This window comes from Streptomyces sp. BE303 (assembly GCF_036290945.1).
Classification (GTDB): domain Bacteria; phylum Actinomycetota; class Actinomycetes; order Streptomycetales; family Streptomycetaceae; genus Kitasatospora.
In genome coordinates, this window is record NZ_JAQYWZ010000911.1 from 235,211 (window position 1) to 249,098 (window position 13,888).

Annotated in this window: 14 protein-coding genes and 2 pseudogenes; 4 read left to right on the top strand and 12 right to left on the bottom strand. The window is 72.6% G+C overall.

From position 1 onward, the window contains the following. Positions 1-5: 5 nt before the first annotated feature. Positions 6-614 carry a TetR/AcrR family transcriptional regulator gene (locus PUR56_RS36585; protein WP_329881902.1) on the bottom strand — a complete coding sequence of 203 codons (609 nt, stop codon included), beginning with the start codon at positions 612-614 and terminating at the stop codon, positions 6-8. Positions 615-741: 127 nt separating this feature from the next. On the opposite strand from PUR56_RS36585, the gene PUR56_RS36590 reads away from it, so the two are divergent. The 3 genes and pseudogenes from PUR56_RS36590 to PUR56_RS36600 form a co-directional block, all read left to right on the top strand. Beyond that, positions 742-1,410, top strand: a complete 669-nt coding sequence (locus tag PUR56_RS36590) for an FMN-dependent NADH-azoreductase (RefSeq protein WP_329952126.1) — start codon at positions 742-744, stop codon at positions 1,408-1,410. A gap of 4 nt (positions 1,411-1,414) precedes the next feature. Beyond that, complete coding sequence (locus tag PUR56_RS36595; RefSeq protein WP_329881904.1) at positions 1,415-1,735, top strand: DMT family transporter; 321 nt, start codon at positions 1,415-1,417, stop codon at positions 1,733-1,735. A gap of 127 nt (positions 1,736-1,862) precedes the next feature. Further along, a pseudogene (locus tag PUR56_RS36600) lies at positions 1,863-2,024 on the top strand (PIN domain-containing protein); the annotation flags it as partial. A 22-nt stretch (positions 2,025-2,046) separates the two neighbouring features. Here PUR56_RS36600 and PUR56_RS36605 read toward each other — a convergent pair. The 11 genes and pseudogenes from PUR56_RS36605 to PUR56_RS36655 all read right to left on the bottom strand — a co-directional run bounded on the left by PUR56_RS36605 (position 2,047) and on the right by PUR56_RS36655 (position 12,136). Continuing rightward, a complete protein-coding gene (locus tag PUR56_RS36605; RefSeq protein ID WP_329952127.1) occupies positions 2,047-2,829 on the bottom strand; it encodes a sirohydrochlorin chelatase in 783 nt (260 codons plus the stop codon). Between the two features lie 11 nt (positions 2,830-2,840). Further along, positions 2,841-3,755, bottom strand: a complete 915-nt coding sequence (locus PUR56_RS36610) for an ABC transporter permease (protein ID WP_329881907.1) — start codon at positions 3,753-3,755, stop codon at positions 2,841-2,843. Next, positions 3,742-4,545: an ABC transporter ATP-binding protein gene (locus PUR56_RS36615; RefSeq protein ID WP_329952128.1), complete on the bottom strand. Its 804-nt coding sequence runs from the start codon at positions 4,543-4,545 to the stop codon at positions 3,742-3,744. The genes PUR56_RS36610 and PUR56_RS36615 overlap by 14 nt, the downstream gene beginning before the upstream one ends. A 213-nt stretch (positions 4,546-4,758) precedes the next feature. Continuing rightward, positions 4,759-5,925, bottom strand: a complete 1,167-nt coding sequence (locus PUR56_RS36620) for an aliphatic sulfonate ABC transporter substrate-binding protein (RefSeq protein ID WP_329952129.1) — start codon at positions 5,923-5,925, stop codon at positions 4,759-4,761. Positions 5,926-6,196: 271 nt separating this feature from the next. Further along, a complete protein-coding gene (locus PUR56_RS36625; RefSeq protein ID WP_329952130.1) occupies positions 6,197-7,543 on the bottom strand; it encodes a sulfate adenylyltransferase subunit 1 in 1,347 nt (448 codons plus the stop codon). After that, positions 7,543-8,499 (bottom strand): sulfate adenylyltransferase subunit CysD, encoded by a 957-nt coding sequence (gene cysD, locus PUR56_RS36630; RefSeq protein WP_329952131.1) that lies wholly within the window; start codon positions 8,497-8,499, stop codon positions 7,543-7,545. The genes PUR56_RS36625 and cysD overlap by 1 nt, the downstream gene beginning before the upstream one ends. After that, positions 8,496-9,095 carry an adenylyl-sulfate kinase gene (cysC, locus tag PUR56_RS36635; RefSeq protein WP_329881912.1) on the bottom strand — a complete coding sequence of 200 codons (600 nt, stop codon included), beginning with the start codon at positions 9,093-9,095 and terminating at the stop codon, positions 8,496-8,498. The genes cysD and cysC overlap by 4 nt, the downstream gene beginning before the upstream one ends. A 79-nt stretch (positions 9,096-9,174) precedes the next feature. Beyond that, complete coding sequence (locus PUR56_RS36640) at positions 9,175-9,879, bottom strand: phosphoadenylyl-sulfate reductase (protein WP_329952132.1); 705 nt, start codon at positions 9,877-9,879, stop codon at positions 9,175-9,177. A 73-nt stretch (positions 9,880-9,952) separates the two neighbouring features. Beyond that, positions 9,953-10,132, bottom strand: a pseudogene (locus PUR56_RS36645) (hypothetical protein); the annotation flags it as partial. Next, on the bottom strand, positions 10,129-11,853 hold the full coding sequence (locus tag PUR56_RS36650) for a nitrite/sulfite reductase (protein WP_329881914.1): 1,725 nt from the start codon (positions 11,851-11,853) through the stop codon (positions 10,129-10,131). The gene PUR56_RS36650 and the pseudogene PUR56_RS36645, both read right to left, overlap by 4 nt. A 199-nt stretch (positions 11,854-12,052) precedes the next feature. Then, on the bottom strand, positions 12,053-12,136 hold the full coding sequence (locus PUR56_RS36655; protein ID WP_310593185.1) for a putative leader peptide: 84 nt from the start codon (positions 12,134-12,136) through the stop codon (positions 12,053-12,055). Positions 12,137-12,447: 311 nt separating this feature from the next. Here PUR56_RS36655 and PUR56_RS36660 point away from each other — a divergent pair, with 311 nt between their 5' ends. Beyond that, positions 12,448-13,743, top strand: a complete 1,296-nt coding sequence (locus PUR56_RS36660; protein WP_329881915.1) for a YihY/virulence factor BrkB family protein — start codon at positions 12,448-12,450, stop codon at positions 13,741-13,743. Positions 13,744-13,888 lie beyond the last annotated feature (145 nt).

Sequence of the window (13,888 nt, forward strand, 5' to 3'; positions counted from 1 at the left end):
GGGCCTCACCGGCCCAGGGTGCCGTGCGCGAGGGTCGAGAGGCCGGCGGTGATCTGCCCGGGGGTGCGGCCGCTGTCGCGCTGGTGGCGGAAGAGCTCGGGGGCGAGCGGGGCGAGGAGCTGGTCGGCGAGCGTCTCCGGGTCCGGCAGGCCGGCCTGCCGGGCGAGGTGGGTGACGTGCAGCCGCCAGAACGCGTAGGCGCCGGTCCGGAAGCGGGCGAGGCCGGTCTCCGCGCCCAGCACCAGGTGGACGTGGGTCTCCAGGAGGTCGACCATCGCCCGGTAGAACGCGGCCAGCCGGTCGGCCGGCGTCGGATGCGCCTCACCCGCCCCGCCGCCCGGTCCGAGCGGCGGGGCGCCGCGCAGCAGTTGCTCCTGGAGGGCCCGCTCGTGCTCGTCGAGCAGGGCGCGGGCGATCGACGCACGGTCCGGGTAGCGGCGGTAGAGGGTGCCGCGGCCGATGCCGGCCGCCTTGGCGATGTCGTCCATGGTGACGGCGGCCGGATCGCCCGCCGCGAACAGCCCCTCGGCGGCGGCGAGGACCTTGGCCCGGTTGCGGGCGGCGTCGGCCCGCTCGCGCGGTGGGGGGCCGTCGGCCATCGGGAGTTCCGTCATGGCTTCACCGTAGAGCGAAGTGGACACCTGGTCCACTTCGCTCTACGGTGGACGGCGGAACTAAGTGGATGGAGTGTCCACTTAATGCCCAGGTCCTTCCGTACCCGTCTCCACCCGGGGGTTCACCGTGTCCCACCTCCTGCACCTCGACAGCAGCGCGCGCTCCGACTCCTTCACCCGCCGTCTCGGCGAGGCCTTCGCCGAAGCCTGGCTGGGGGGCGGGGGCGAGGTCACCCACCGCGACCTCGCCGCCGAACCCCTGCCCCCGATCCGCGAGGGCTGGACCCGGATCTGCGACACCCTGCTGCGCGAGGGCATCACCGAGACCGACCGCTACCCCGAGGCCGTCCGCACCGCACAGGAGCAGGAGGCCTGGGCGGTCGTCCGGCCGCTGCTCGACGAACTGGTCGCGGCGGACGTGGTGCTGATCGGGGCGCCGATGTACAACTTCGGCATACCCGCCGCGCTCAAGGCCTGGATCGACCAGGTGACGTTCCCGAAGATGGTCCTCGCCCCGCGGAAGTTCGTGGTCGTCGCCGCCCGGGGCGGCGCCTACGGGCCCGGCACCCCGCGCGCGCCCTTCGACCACAACGGCCGCTACCTGCTCGACTTCTTCCGCGGCCACTACGCGGTCGAGGACGGCGAGGTCATCGCCGCCGAACTGGTCAACTCGCTGGTCGACCCCGCGCTGGCCGGCCGGCTGGAGCAGCACCGGGAGTCGGCCGCCGACGCGCTGTACCGGGCCCAGGAGCTCGGCAACAAGCTCGTCGGCTACCGCGTCCCGCGGGCGGGCTGACGCCGTGCCGTGGATCTGGCTGCTGCTGGCGGGAGCGGTGGAGGTCGCCTGGGCGCAGTCCATCAAGCCGACCGAGGGGTTCACCCGGCTCCCGCAGACCGCGCTCTGCCTCGTCCTGATGCTCGGTGCGGTCTACCTGCTGTCGCGCGCGCTCCAGGACCTGCCGGTGGGCACCTCGTACGCCGTCTTCACCGGCATCGGCACGATCGGAGCCGTCCTGACCGGGCTGGTCCTGCGCCACGAGACGCCGTCCCCGGCGGCCCTCGCGGGCCTCGCCCTGATCACCACCGGCCTGGTCACCGTCCACCTCGGCACCACCGACTGAGCCGGGGCCTCCGGATCGATGCTGGTGGCGCATAGTCCCGTGTACATAACCGACATCGATACAGCGGAGGCGTGAATGTCCGTGACGCAGATCGACATCGATGAAGAGGCATTGGAGCGCGCGATGGCTGGCTCTCACCGGCCGGCACCGGAGCGCTTCCGCGGTCGACCTCCTGATCGCGGCGACTGCCGCGCACCACGGGCCCACCGTGCTGCACGACGACGCCGACCACCGCACCGTGGCCCGCCATGCCCCCGACCTCGGCGAGCACAGCATCCTGGACCACGCCCGAGCCCGAGCCGCGCTCGGGATCAGGCGGTCAGTGCGGGGGCGGCCGACGCGGTCCGGCGGGCCGCGTCGTAGCGGTGGAGGAGGAGACGGGCGACCTCGGGGGCGGCGCCGAGGACGTCGGCGAGGAGGTCCGCGCCGTCGGCGGCCCCGGCGATGCGGTCGGGGAGACGGCCGGGGGCGAGCAGGTAGGGGGCGACGGCGGTCCGCCGGGCGCCGGCGCGGCGCAGCGCGGCCAGGGCGTCGGGGACGCGGGGACCGTCGGCGGAGGCGTAGGCGACCTCGACGGCGGCCCAGCCGCGGGTGCGGCGCCACTCGGCGGCGACGGCGCGGGTGGCGGCGTCGGCGGCCGGGTCGGAGGAGCCGGCCGCCGCCAGGACGACGCCGGTGCGGGCCCGGACGGCGGCGGACGCGAGCTCCGGGCCGGCCTCGGTGAGCCGGCGGTCGAGGGCGGCGAGCAGCAGCGGGGACGGGCCGAGGACGTCGGCCGTCGGCAGTCCGGCGCCGGCCGCGCGCAGGGCGGCGGGGATGTCGTGCTTGGCGTGGAACGCGCGGTTGAGGAGCAGCGGCACGGCCACCGCGGCGGAGCCGAGCCGGGAGACGACCTGCGGGATCCGCGGGGCGCAGTGGTCCAGGTAGGCGGTGGCGAGGTCGAGGCCGGGGCGCAGCGCGCGGACCCGGGCGACCAGGTCGGCGACGGTGGCGGCGTGCCGGGCGTCGCGGCTGCCGTGGGCGATCAGCAGCAGGGCGGGGCTGCCCGCCGCCACCGGGGTGGCGGGGGCGGCGGACAGCCGGCCTTCGTTCATGCGGAGCGGCCTTACTTGACGGCGGCCAGCAGGCCGCGGTTGCGCAGGACCCGGCGCTCGACCGGGGTGAAGACGAGGAGTTCGATGGCGATGCCGACGAACAGGATGAGGATGATGCCGAGCAGGACGCCGGCCATGTCCGAGAACTCGCGCTGGTTCTCCAGGTACCGGCCGAGGCCGAGGCCCAGGTCGGGGGAGGAGGCGACGAGTTCGGCGGCCATCAGCGAGCGCCAGGAGAACGCCCAGCCCTGCTTGAGTCCGGCCAGGTAGCCGGGGAGCGCGGCGGGGAGCAGGATGTGGCGGGCGCCGGTCAGGCCGGTGGCGCCGATGGTGCGCCCGGCCCGCAGGAACAGCGGCGGCACCTGGTCGATGCCGGCCACCAGGCCGTTGGCGATGGACGGGACGGCGCCGAGCAGGATGACCGCGTACATCATCGAGTCGTTGATGCCGAGCCAGATGACGGCGGCCGGCACCCAGGCGACCGAGGGCAGTGACTGGAGGCCGGAGAGGACCGGTCCGAGAGCGGCCCGGACCGGCTTGACCCGGGAGACCAGCAGGCCGATCGGGGTGCCGATGATGACGGCGACGACGAAGCCGGAGAGGCCGCGCCAGACGCTGGTCCAGATGATCGAGAACAGCGTGCCGGCCGACCACAGGTCCGTGGCGGCCTGCCAGACGTCGGACGGGCTGGGCAGCTTGTAGGAGCTGGTGATCTCCAGGCTGTAGGCGCCCTGCCACAGGGCGAGCACCAGGAGCACGCCGAGCAGCGGCGGCAGCGCCTTCTGCCGCAGGGTGTCCGCGACCGAGCTGCCCTGGGTGCTGACGGCGTCGAGCGCGTCGAGGCCGGCGCCGACGTCGGCACTGTCCGCACCGGGAGCCTTGTCCAGGGTGGCCCGGCTGGTGGGCGTGGTGTCAGTGCTGGCCATGGCGGCGGATCTCCCCACGCAGTTCTTCGGTGATCTCGATGGACAGGTCGGCCACGCCGGAGGACTCGATCCGGCGCGGCTGCGGGAGGTCGATCCGCCACTCGCGGGCGACCCGGCCGGGGCGCGAGGAGAGCAGCACCACGCGCTGGGCGAGCCGGACGGCCTCCCGCACGTTGTGGGTGACGAAGAGGACGGAGAGCTTGCGCTCGGCCCAGATGCGGGTGATCTCGTCGTGCAGGACGTCGCGGGTGATGGCGTCGAGGGCGGCGAACGGCTCGTCCATGAGCAGCAGCGAGCTGCCCTGGGCGAGCGCGCGGGCCAGGGCGACGCGCTGGCGCATGCCGCCGGAGAGCTCGTGCACGCGCTTGCCGTGGGAGCCCTGGAGGCGGACGAGTTCGAGCAGCCGCTCGGCCTCGGCGCGGCGCTCGGCCCGGGGGACACCGGCGAGCTTGAGGGCGAGTTCGATGTTCTTTCCGGCCGTGAGCCAGGGGAAGAGCGCGTGTTCCTGGAACATCAGCGCGGGGCGTCCCCCGGGTACCTCGATGGTGCCCGCGGTGGGCGCGTCGAGGCCGGCGACCAGGTTGAGCAGGGTGGACTTGCCGCAGCCCGAGGCGCCGAGCAGCGTGACGAACTCGCCCGGTGCGACATCGAGGGTGATGTCGTCCAGGACGTGCGTCTGCGCGCCGGGGCGGCCGAAGGACTTGTGCACGTGCGATATCCGGACGGCGGGCGCGCCGTTCCGGGTGCCGACGCCGGGGGCGTCGTCCGAGGTGGTCAGTGCCGGGGTCATCCGGGCACCTCCTGCGTGGTGTGGTCATGGGCCCCTCCGGCCCGCCGGCGGGCCGTGGAGGGGTGGTGGCGAAGGGAGCCGGGGTCCGGGCCCCCGCCCGCACCGTGCTCGGGGCATCGAGCGGGCACGGGGCCTGGGCGGGCGGGGTCCGGACCGCGGGGCTTGAACGCGGTGGGCACGCTGCAGGCGCGCCCACCGGTGCCGTGGGGGGTGTTACTTGGTGCCGAGTCCGGCGTCCGCCACGGTGGTCTGGCCCTTCTCCTTGAGCACCTTGTTGAGCAGGGTGAGGTCGTAGATCCCGCTCAGGTTCGGCTTCTTGAGCAGACCGGCGGTCACCGCGTTGTCGGCCTCGGTCTGCAGGGTGGCGGCCAGCGGGTCGTCCAGGAAGTCGATGTCGGCCCACGCGGGGTCGAGGATGGCGGCCTCCAGGGCGTTGCCGGCCTCCTTCTTGATGGCCTCGTTGGCGATGGCCTTGGCCTTGTCCGGGTTGGCCTTGATGAAGGCGTTGGTGGTCACCGAGCCGCGCAGGACGGCCTCGACCACGTCGGGGTGCTCGGCCAGGAACTTCTGCGAGACGATGATGTTGGTGATCACGAACTGCTTGTTCGGCCAGATGTCCTTCTCGTTGAGGAGGACCTTCGCGCCGAGGGTGACCAGCTTGGACGCGGTCGGCTCCGGCACCCAGGCGCCGTCGATCGAGCCCTGCTTGTAGGCGTCCGGGGTGACCTTGTTGTCCGAGCGGACCACGCTGACGTCGCCGGCGCCGGACTGGGCGTCGACCTTGTAGCCCTTGCCGGCCAGGTAGTTGAGGAGCGCCACGTCCTGGGTGTTGCCCAGCTGCGGGGTGGCGATCTTCTTGCCCTTGAGGTCGTCCAGGGTGGCGATCTTCTCCGGGTTGACCACCAGCTTGACGCCACCGGAGGCCGAACCGCCGATGATCTTCAGCGACTTGCCCTCGGACTTGGTGTAGCCGTTGATCGCGGGGGAGGGGCCGATCCAGCCGATGTCGATGGAGCCGGCGTTGAGCGCCTCGATCTCGGCCGGGCCCGCGTTGAAGACCTGGGTCTTGATCTGGGTGGCGCCGAGCTCCTTCTGGAGGATGCCCTCCTGGAGGCCGACCAGCGGGGTGCCGTGGGTGAGGTTGGCGAAGTAGCCGATCTTCACCGAGTCGGCGGAGAGCTTGGCGGCGCTGGCGGAACCGGCGGCAGCGGTGCTGGGCTTGCTGTCGTCGCTCTTCGAGCCGTAGCCGCAGGCGGAGAGCAGGGTCACGGCGGTCAGCCCGGCCACGGCTGCGGCGGCGGAGCGTCTGATCCGGCCGGCGCCGCGATGTGCCGGGCTATGCGGCTGGTGGGCGTGCGGGAGCGCCTGGTGCGGTGCCATGGTGGAAGTCCTTCTCGCGGACGGACCGCCGGGATGCGGTCTCGGGGCGGACAACGGTCAGGGTGGTGCTTGCGGCATCGAGTGATGCGGGGCAAGCCGGGTCGGCACTGCTGTTCCGGCTGTGGGGCGGAACAGTGACCGGCCCGGTGACAGGGCTGTTGTCAGCCCTGTCGGCTCACACATCGCGTCAGGCCGCCCTGGCCGCTGCCGAGGACGCCGCTGCCTATGCGGCCGCCTTCCTTGTCCATGCCCGAGAACGCCTCGCTGGGCATCAGACCCAGTCCTCCTCGTCCGGTGTGTCGGAAGCGTCGTTGCTGCGTACGGTGTCGAACGCCTCGCCCGCCATGCCGGCGGTGAGGGTGGTGCCGTCGGCCGGGTCGATCAGCAGGAACGACCCGGTCAGACGGTTGTCGGAGTAGCCGTCGAGCGCCAGCGGTTCGGCGGTGCGGAGCACCACGTGGCCGATGTCGTTGACGTTCAGGCCGTCGGCGCCGGAGCCCTGTTCGAGCTTCCCGTCGCGGATCGGCGCGGTGATGTCGATCCGGTAGGAGATCTCCTTGACCAGCGCGCGGACCGTGCGGGTGGTGTGCTTGAGCAGCACCTTGTCGCCGGCCCGCAGCGGGCGCTCGCTGAGGTGGCTGACGGTGGCCTCGATGTCCTTGGTCGGGACGGGGGCCGGGCCGGCCGCGATCAGGTCGCCGCGGGAGATGTCGAGGTCGTCGGCGAGGCGGACGGTCACCGACTGGGGGGCCCAGGCGGCGTCGGTCTCCCGGCCGAGCGCGTCGATGCCCACGACCGTGGTGGTGTGGCCGGAGGGCAGCACCGTCACCGGGTCGCCGACCCGCAGCACGCCGGAGGCCAACTGCCCCGCGTAGCCGCGGTAGTCGGGGTGGTCCTCGGTCTGCGGGCGGATCACGTACTGGACCGGGAAGCGGACCGGCTCGATGCTCGGGTCGCTGCCGACCGGGACGGTCTCCAGGTGCTCCAGCAGGGTCGGACCGCCGTACCAGTCCATGTGCGCGGAGGGCTCGACGACGTTGTCCCCGGCCAGGGCCGAGATCGGGACGGCCACCACGTCCTTGACGCCGAGCGAGGCGGCGTAGGCGGTGAACTCCTCGGCGATGGCGGCGAACACCGGCTCCGCGTACTCGACGAGGTCCATCTTGTTGACGGCCAGCACGACGTGCGGCACGCGCAGCAGCGCGGCGACGGCGGCGTGCCGGCGGGTCTGCTCGACCACGCCGTTGCGGGCGTCCACCAGGACGACGGCGAGCTCCGCGGTGGAGGCGCCGGTCACCATGTTCCGGGTGTACTGCACGTGCCCCGGGGTGTCGGCGAGGATGAACCGCCGCCGCGGGGTGGCGAAGTAGCGGTACGCGACGTCGATGGTGATGCCCTGCTCGCGTTCGGCGCGCAGGCCGTCGGTGAGCAGCGCGAGGTCGGGCGTCTCCTGGCCGCGGCTGCGGGAGGCGTGCTCGACGGCCTCCAGCTGGTCGGCCAGCACCGACTTGGAGTCGTGCAGCAGGCGGCCCACCAGGGTGGACTTGCCGTCGTCGACGGAGCCGGCGGTGGCGAAGCGCAGCAGCGAGGTGGCGGTGGTTTCCTGGGTGGTGCTCATTAGAAGTATCCCTCGCGCTTGCGGTCTTCCATCGCGGCCTCGGAGAGCTTGTCGTCGGCGCGGGTGGCGCCGCGCTCGGTGAGGCGGCTGGCCGCGATCTCGACGATGACGGCCCGGATGTCGGTCGCGTCCGAGTCGACGGCGCCGGTGCAGGACATGTCACCGACGGTCCGGTAGCGGATCAGGCGCCGCTCGACCGGCTCGCTCTCCTTGGGGCCGCCCCACTCGCCGGCGGTCAGCCACATGCCGTCGCGGGCGAAGACGTCGCGCTCGTGGGCGTAGTAGATCTCCGGGAGCTCGATGGACTCGCGCTCGATGTACTGCCAGACGTCCAGCTCGGTCCAGTTGGAGAGCGGGAAGACGCGGACGTGCTCGCCGACCGCGTGCCGGCCGTTGTAGAGCGACCACAGCTCGGGGCGCTGGCGGCGCGGGTCCCAGGCGCCGAACTCGTCGCGCAGCGAGAAGACGCGCTCCTTGGCGCGGGCCTTCTCCTCGTCGCGGCGTCCGCCGCCGAAGACGGCGTCGAAGCGGCCCGTCTCGATGGCGTCCAGCAGCGGGACGGTCTGCAGCGGGTTGCGGGTGCCGTCGGGGCGCTCGCGCAGCCGGCCGTCGTCGATGAAGTCCTGGACGTGGGCGACGTGCAGGCGCAGGTTGTGCTCGGCCACCACGCGGTCGCGGTAGGCGATGACCTCGGGGAAGTTGTGGCCGGTGTCGACGTGCAGCAGCGAGAACGGGACGGCGGCCGGCCAGAAGGCCTTGAGCGCCAGGTGCAGCATGACGATGGAGTCCTTGCCGCCCGAGAACAGGATCACCGGGCGCTCGAACTCCCCCGCGACCTCGCGGAAGATGTGCACCGACTCGGCCTCCAGCGTGTCCAGGTGGGACAGCGTGAAGGCCCCCCCGGCGTTCTGGTCGGGGTCGTCGGCCTGCACCGGGTTCTGGGTCGCGGTGGTCATGCGAGGCCCCTCTCGGTCAGGAAGGCGTGCAGCTCCGCGGCGGACTCGGCCACCGCGCGGCCCTGCGTCTGCAGGCGCAGCTCCGGATGCTCCGGCGCCTCGTACGGGTCGTCAACCCCTGTCAGGCCGGAGATCTCGCCGGCGGCCTGCTTCGCGTAGAGCCCCTTGACGTCGCGCTCGGCGCAGAGCTCGACCGGAGTGGCGACGTGGATCTCCAGGAAGTCCGTGCCGTTCGCGGCGTGCCGCTCGCGGACGGCGGTGCGGGAGTCGGCGAACGGCGCGATCACCGGGGCGAGCACCTTGACGCCGTTGGCGGCGAGCTTCTCGGCGACGAAGCCGATCCGGGTGACGTTGGTGTGCCGGTCCTCGCGGGAGAACCCGAGGCCCTTGGAGAGGAACTCGCGGATCTCGTCGCCGTCCAGCACCTCCACCCGGTGGCCCTCGGCGCGCAGCCGCTCGGCCAGGGCGAAGGCCAGCGTGGTCTTGCCCGCGCTCGGCAGCCCGGTCAGCCACACGGTGGCGCCGCGCTCGCAGGGGGCGGCCGCACGGGCCGCCTCTGCGGCTCTCTCGGCGACCGGGGTGTGGACTGTGCTCACGGTGACTTCTCCAGACGGAAGGGGTGTTGACGATCGATCATGTGCGGCGGGGGTGGCACGGAGGATGCCCGGAGGTGGCTCAGAGGTGAATGCCGCACTCGGTCTTGCCGGTGCCGGACCAGCGGCCCGCCCGGGCGTCCTCGCCCTCCCCGGGCTTGCGGGTGCAGGAGAGCGGCGAACAGCCGATCGACGTGTAGCCCTCCCACAGCAGGGGGTTGAGCAGCACGCCGTTGGCGTTGACGTAGGCGTCCACGTCCTCCTGCGTCCACCGGGCGATCGGGGCGATCTTGACCTTGCGGCGCCGGGCGTCCCAGGAGACCACCGGGGTGCCGGCGCGGGCCGGCGAGTCGTCGCGGCGCAGCCCGGTGGCCCAGGCGTCGTAGCCGCCGAGGCCGCGGTTGAGCGGCTCGACCTTCCGCAGCGAGCAGCACAGGTCCGGGTCGCGGTCGTGCAGGTGCGGCCCGTGCAGGGCGTCCTGCTCGGCCACGGTCAGCGCCGGGGTGAGCGTGATGACGTTGACCGGCATCACCGCCGCCACCGCGTCCCGGGTGCCGATGGTCTCCGGGAAGTGGTAGCCGGTGTCCAGGAAGACCACGTCCACGCCGGGGAAGACGGAGGAGGCGAGGTGGGCGACGACCGCGTCCTCCATGGAGGAGGTGACGCAGAACCGCTTGCCGAAGGTGTCGGCGGCCCAGCGCAGGATCTCCTGCGGGGTGGCCTCCTCCAGCTCCCGGCCGGCCTGCTCGGCCAGCGCCCGGTGGTCATCAGTGGTCGCGGTGGTCATGCGGTGCGCTCCCCCCACTGGTCCGACTCGCGTTGTCCGGGCTGCCGCCGCCCTGGTTCCCACCGGTCTGGTTCCCACCGGTCCGGGCGCCGTTGGCCCGGGCCCCGTTGGCGGGGGAGAGCAGGCCGAGGAACTTCAGCTGGAAGGCCCGGCGGCAGCCGTGGCACTCCCAGGCGCCGTGTCCGACCTCGGAGGGGCGCAGGTCCTCGTCACCGCAGTACGGGCAGAAGAACGGTGCGGCGCGCTCGCTCACGACAGCTGCTCCTCGCCGGCCCTGGCCGCCCACTGGGCGAACCGCTCGCCCTCGGCGCGGTCGGCCTGGTACCGGGTCAGGACGCGCTCGACGTAGTCGGGCAGGCCGTCCTTGGTGACCTTGAGGCCGCGGACCTTGCGGCCGAAGCCGGCCTCCAGCCCGAGCGCGCCGCCCAGGTGGACCTGGTAGCCCTCGACCTGGTTGCCCTGCTCGTCGGTCACCAGCTGGCCCTTGAGACCGATGTCGGCGACCTGGATGCGGGCGCAGGCGTTCGGGCAGCCGTTGATGTTGATGGTCAGCGGCTCCTCGAAGTCGGGGAGGCGCTTCTCCAGCTCGTCGATGAGCGTGCGGCCGCGCTCCTTGGTCTCGACGATGGCGAGCTTGCAGTACTCGATGCCGGTGCAGGCCATGGTGCCGCGGCGGAACGGTGAGGGCGTGACCCGCAGGTCCAGCGCCTCCAGGCCGGCCACCAGCGACTCGACCCGGTCCTCGGTGATGTCGAGGACGAGCATCTTCTGCTCGGCGGTGGTGCGCAGCCGGTCGCTGCCGTGGGCCTCGGCGAGGTCGGCGATCTGTCCGAGCAGCTTGCCGTCGACCCGGCCGACGCGCGGCGCGAAGCCGACGTAGTAGCGGCCGTCCTTCTGCCGGTGCACCCCGACGTGGTCGCGCCAGCGGCCGGCGGGCTCCGCCGGGGCGGGGCCGTCGACCAGCTGGTACTTGAGGTACTCGTCCTCCAGCACCTGGCGGAACTTCTCCACGCCCCAGTCGGCGACCAGGAACTTCAGCCGGGCGCGGTTGCGCAGCCGGCGGTAGCCGTAGTCGCGGAAGATGCCGATCACACCGCCGTAGACGTCGGCGACCTCGTCGAGCGGGACCCACGCGCCGAGCCGCACGCCGAGCTTGGGGTTGGTGGAGAGGCCGCCGCCGACCCAGAGGTCGAAGCCGGGGCCGTGCTCGGGGTGGACGACGCCGACGAAGGCGATGTCGTTGATCTCGTGCGCGACGTCCAGCAGCGGGGAGCCGGAGACGGCGGACTTGAACTTGCGCGGCAGGTTGGAGAAGTCCTTGTTGCCGATGAACCGGCGCTGGATCTCGTCGATGGCGGAGGTGCCGTCGATGATCTCGTCCTCGGCGATGCCCGCCACCGGGGAGCCGAGGATGACGCGGGGGGTGTCACCGCAGGCCTCGGTGGTGGAGAGGCCGACGGCCTCCAGCTTCTGCCAGATGGAGGGGACGTCCTCGATCCGGATCCAGTGGTACTGGACGTTCTGCCGGTCGGTCAGGTCGGCGGTGTTGCGGCCGTACTCCTGCGAGACCTCGGCGACGGCGCGGAGCTGGGCGACGGTCAGCCGGCCGCCGTCGATGCGGACGCGGAGCATGAAGTACTCGGCGTCGAGCTCGTGCGGGTCGAGGATCGCGGTCTTGCCGCCGTCGATGCCTTCCTTGCGCTGGGTGTAGAGACCCCACCAGCGCATCCGGCCGCGGAGGTCGGCCGGGTCGATCGAGTCGAAGCCCCGGTGCGCGTAGATCGTCTCAATACGTGTCCGCACGTTGAGACCGTCGTCGTCCTTCTTGAACTGCTCGTTGGCGTTCAGAGGGGTGAAGTGGCCCATGCCCCACTGGCCCTCACCGCGGTGACGGGTCACCTTGCGAGGCGCGGCGGGGCGTCGCGCGGGGGCGGCGTCGGCCGTGGGCTCGGCGGTCTCGGGAGTGGTGGCCATGGTGAAGTCCTTCGGGGCAGGTGGCTCTGACGCCGGGTGGGTCGCTGGACGAGCTCGGCGGTTCGGTGCTGCTGTGACCTGCGGGTTCTCAAGGCCTGCGATGCAGTGACCGGCTGACCGGGCGGGCGCCTGCGCGTCCGCTGCGGCGGGGACGGCGAGGTGGTGGCGCCGGGTGCGGTGGGTGGCGGCGGGGTGGGGCTCAGGTCACCGGACAGATGGCGCTGGACACGCGAAGGAGATCGACGTGAAGTCGACCTACTAGGGTGGTTCCGGCGCTCGGCATGGCAAGAGATTCGCACGGAGCACGACTCGCGGTCCACTAACGTCCGTATTCTGGACCAGAAGGTTTCGAATACTGAGATGTCGGAGCGTTCCCGCCGCTCCCCGTTCCGGGTCCCTCGGCGGATCGTCGACAGACGGTCGGCACGGCCTCGCCCCGGGGCCGGCGCGAGGCCGGCAGATGGTCGGCGGGTGGTCGGCGGGTGTTCGGGAAGTGTCCGGCGGGCGGCCGCCGCGGGTCGGACGACGGGTCGAACGGCGGCTCCGCGCCACAGGAGATCAGTGGACCGGCCACGGCCCGATACCGTTAGCCCTGTGCAAGCAGCAGGCGAAACGACCAGACCGAACCCCGAGCGGCCCTCCCGTCGTCGGGGCAAGGGCTCCCGGCGGGCGGCCAGACAGGTCACCTGGCGGTCCACCACCTGGGCCCTGGTCAAGGACACCACCAACACCTGTGTCGAGTACCGGGTCACCGGCCTCGCGGCGGAGGCGGCGTTCTTCACCCTCCTCTCCATCCCACCCCTGCTGCTCTGCCTCGCCGGCACCCTCGGCTACCTCGACGACTTCCTCGGCGCCGGCACCATCGACAACCTCAAGGCCGACATCGTCAAGGCCGCGGGGACGGTCCTCTCCGACTCCTCGATCACCGAGGTCGTGCAGCCGCTGCTGGGCCAGGTCTTCGACCAGACCCGGCCCGACCTGATCTCGATCGGCTTCCTGCTCTCGCTCTGGTCCGGATCCCGGGCGCTCTACATCTTCATCGACACCATCACCGTGATGTACGGGCTCGACGGCAAGCGGGGCATCGTCAAGACCCGGCTGATGTCGCTCGGCCTCTACCTGGGCGCCCTGGTCATCGGCTCGCTGGTGCTGCCGCTGCTGATGGCCGGGCCCGGGCTGGTGATGAACGCCGTCCCGGGGATCGCAGGGCTGGTCAACGCCGCCTACTGGCCGTTCGCCATCCTGCTGCTGATCGTCTCGCTGACGACCCTCTACCACCTCGCCGTGCCGGTCTCCACGCCCTGGCGGGAGGACATCCCCGGGGCCCTGGTCGCGCTGGTGGTGCTGGTCTTCTGCAGCGTCGCGCTCCGCCTCTACCTGGTCAGCTCCATCGAGGGCCACTCGGTGTACGGCTCGCTGGCCGCCCCGGTCGCCGTCCTGCTCTGGATCTTCGTGGTGGCGCTCGCGGTGCTCATCGGCGCCGCGATGAACGCGGCCATAGACCGCCGCTGGCCCACCCTGGAGACGGCCGACGCCCGGGCCGAGAACGAGCGCGCCCACGAGGAGGCGGCCGCCGCCGTGGTCCGCGAGGTGGCCGCCCGCCGTGCCGTCGAGCGGGCCCGCCGGGCGCGTGAGCTCGGCCTCGCCGAGGGCGGCGAGGAGGAGCACTGGGAGGACGAGGGCGAGGAGGTCGACGTCCCCTCCGAGTACCCCGAGCGGTGGGCCGACGTGCTGGCCGCCGACAACGTCCGCGGCCGGATCGCCGCGCGCGGGGGCGGTCCGCACCACCGGCCCGCGCCACCCCCGCCGGACAGCGACCGGCCGGTCGCCCCGCCCCCGGAGTACCCGCTGCCCAGCCACCCGCCCCGCCCGCCGTGGGACCGGCGCTGAGGCGGATCCGATCCCGGGACGCGGCCGGACCCGGGGCGGGACGGCGGCGGGGGCGGGACGGCGCCGGGCTCGCGGCCGGGTCCGGGACCGGCTTCGGGGCAGGGTCGGGGCCGGGGCCGTCGCGGTGAATCCGCCGGTGAAAAAC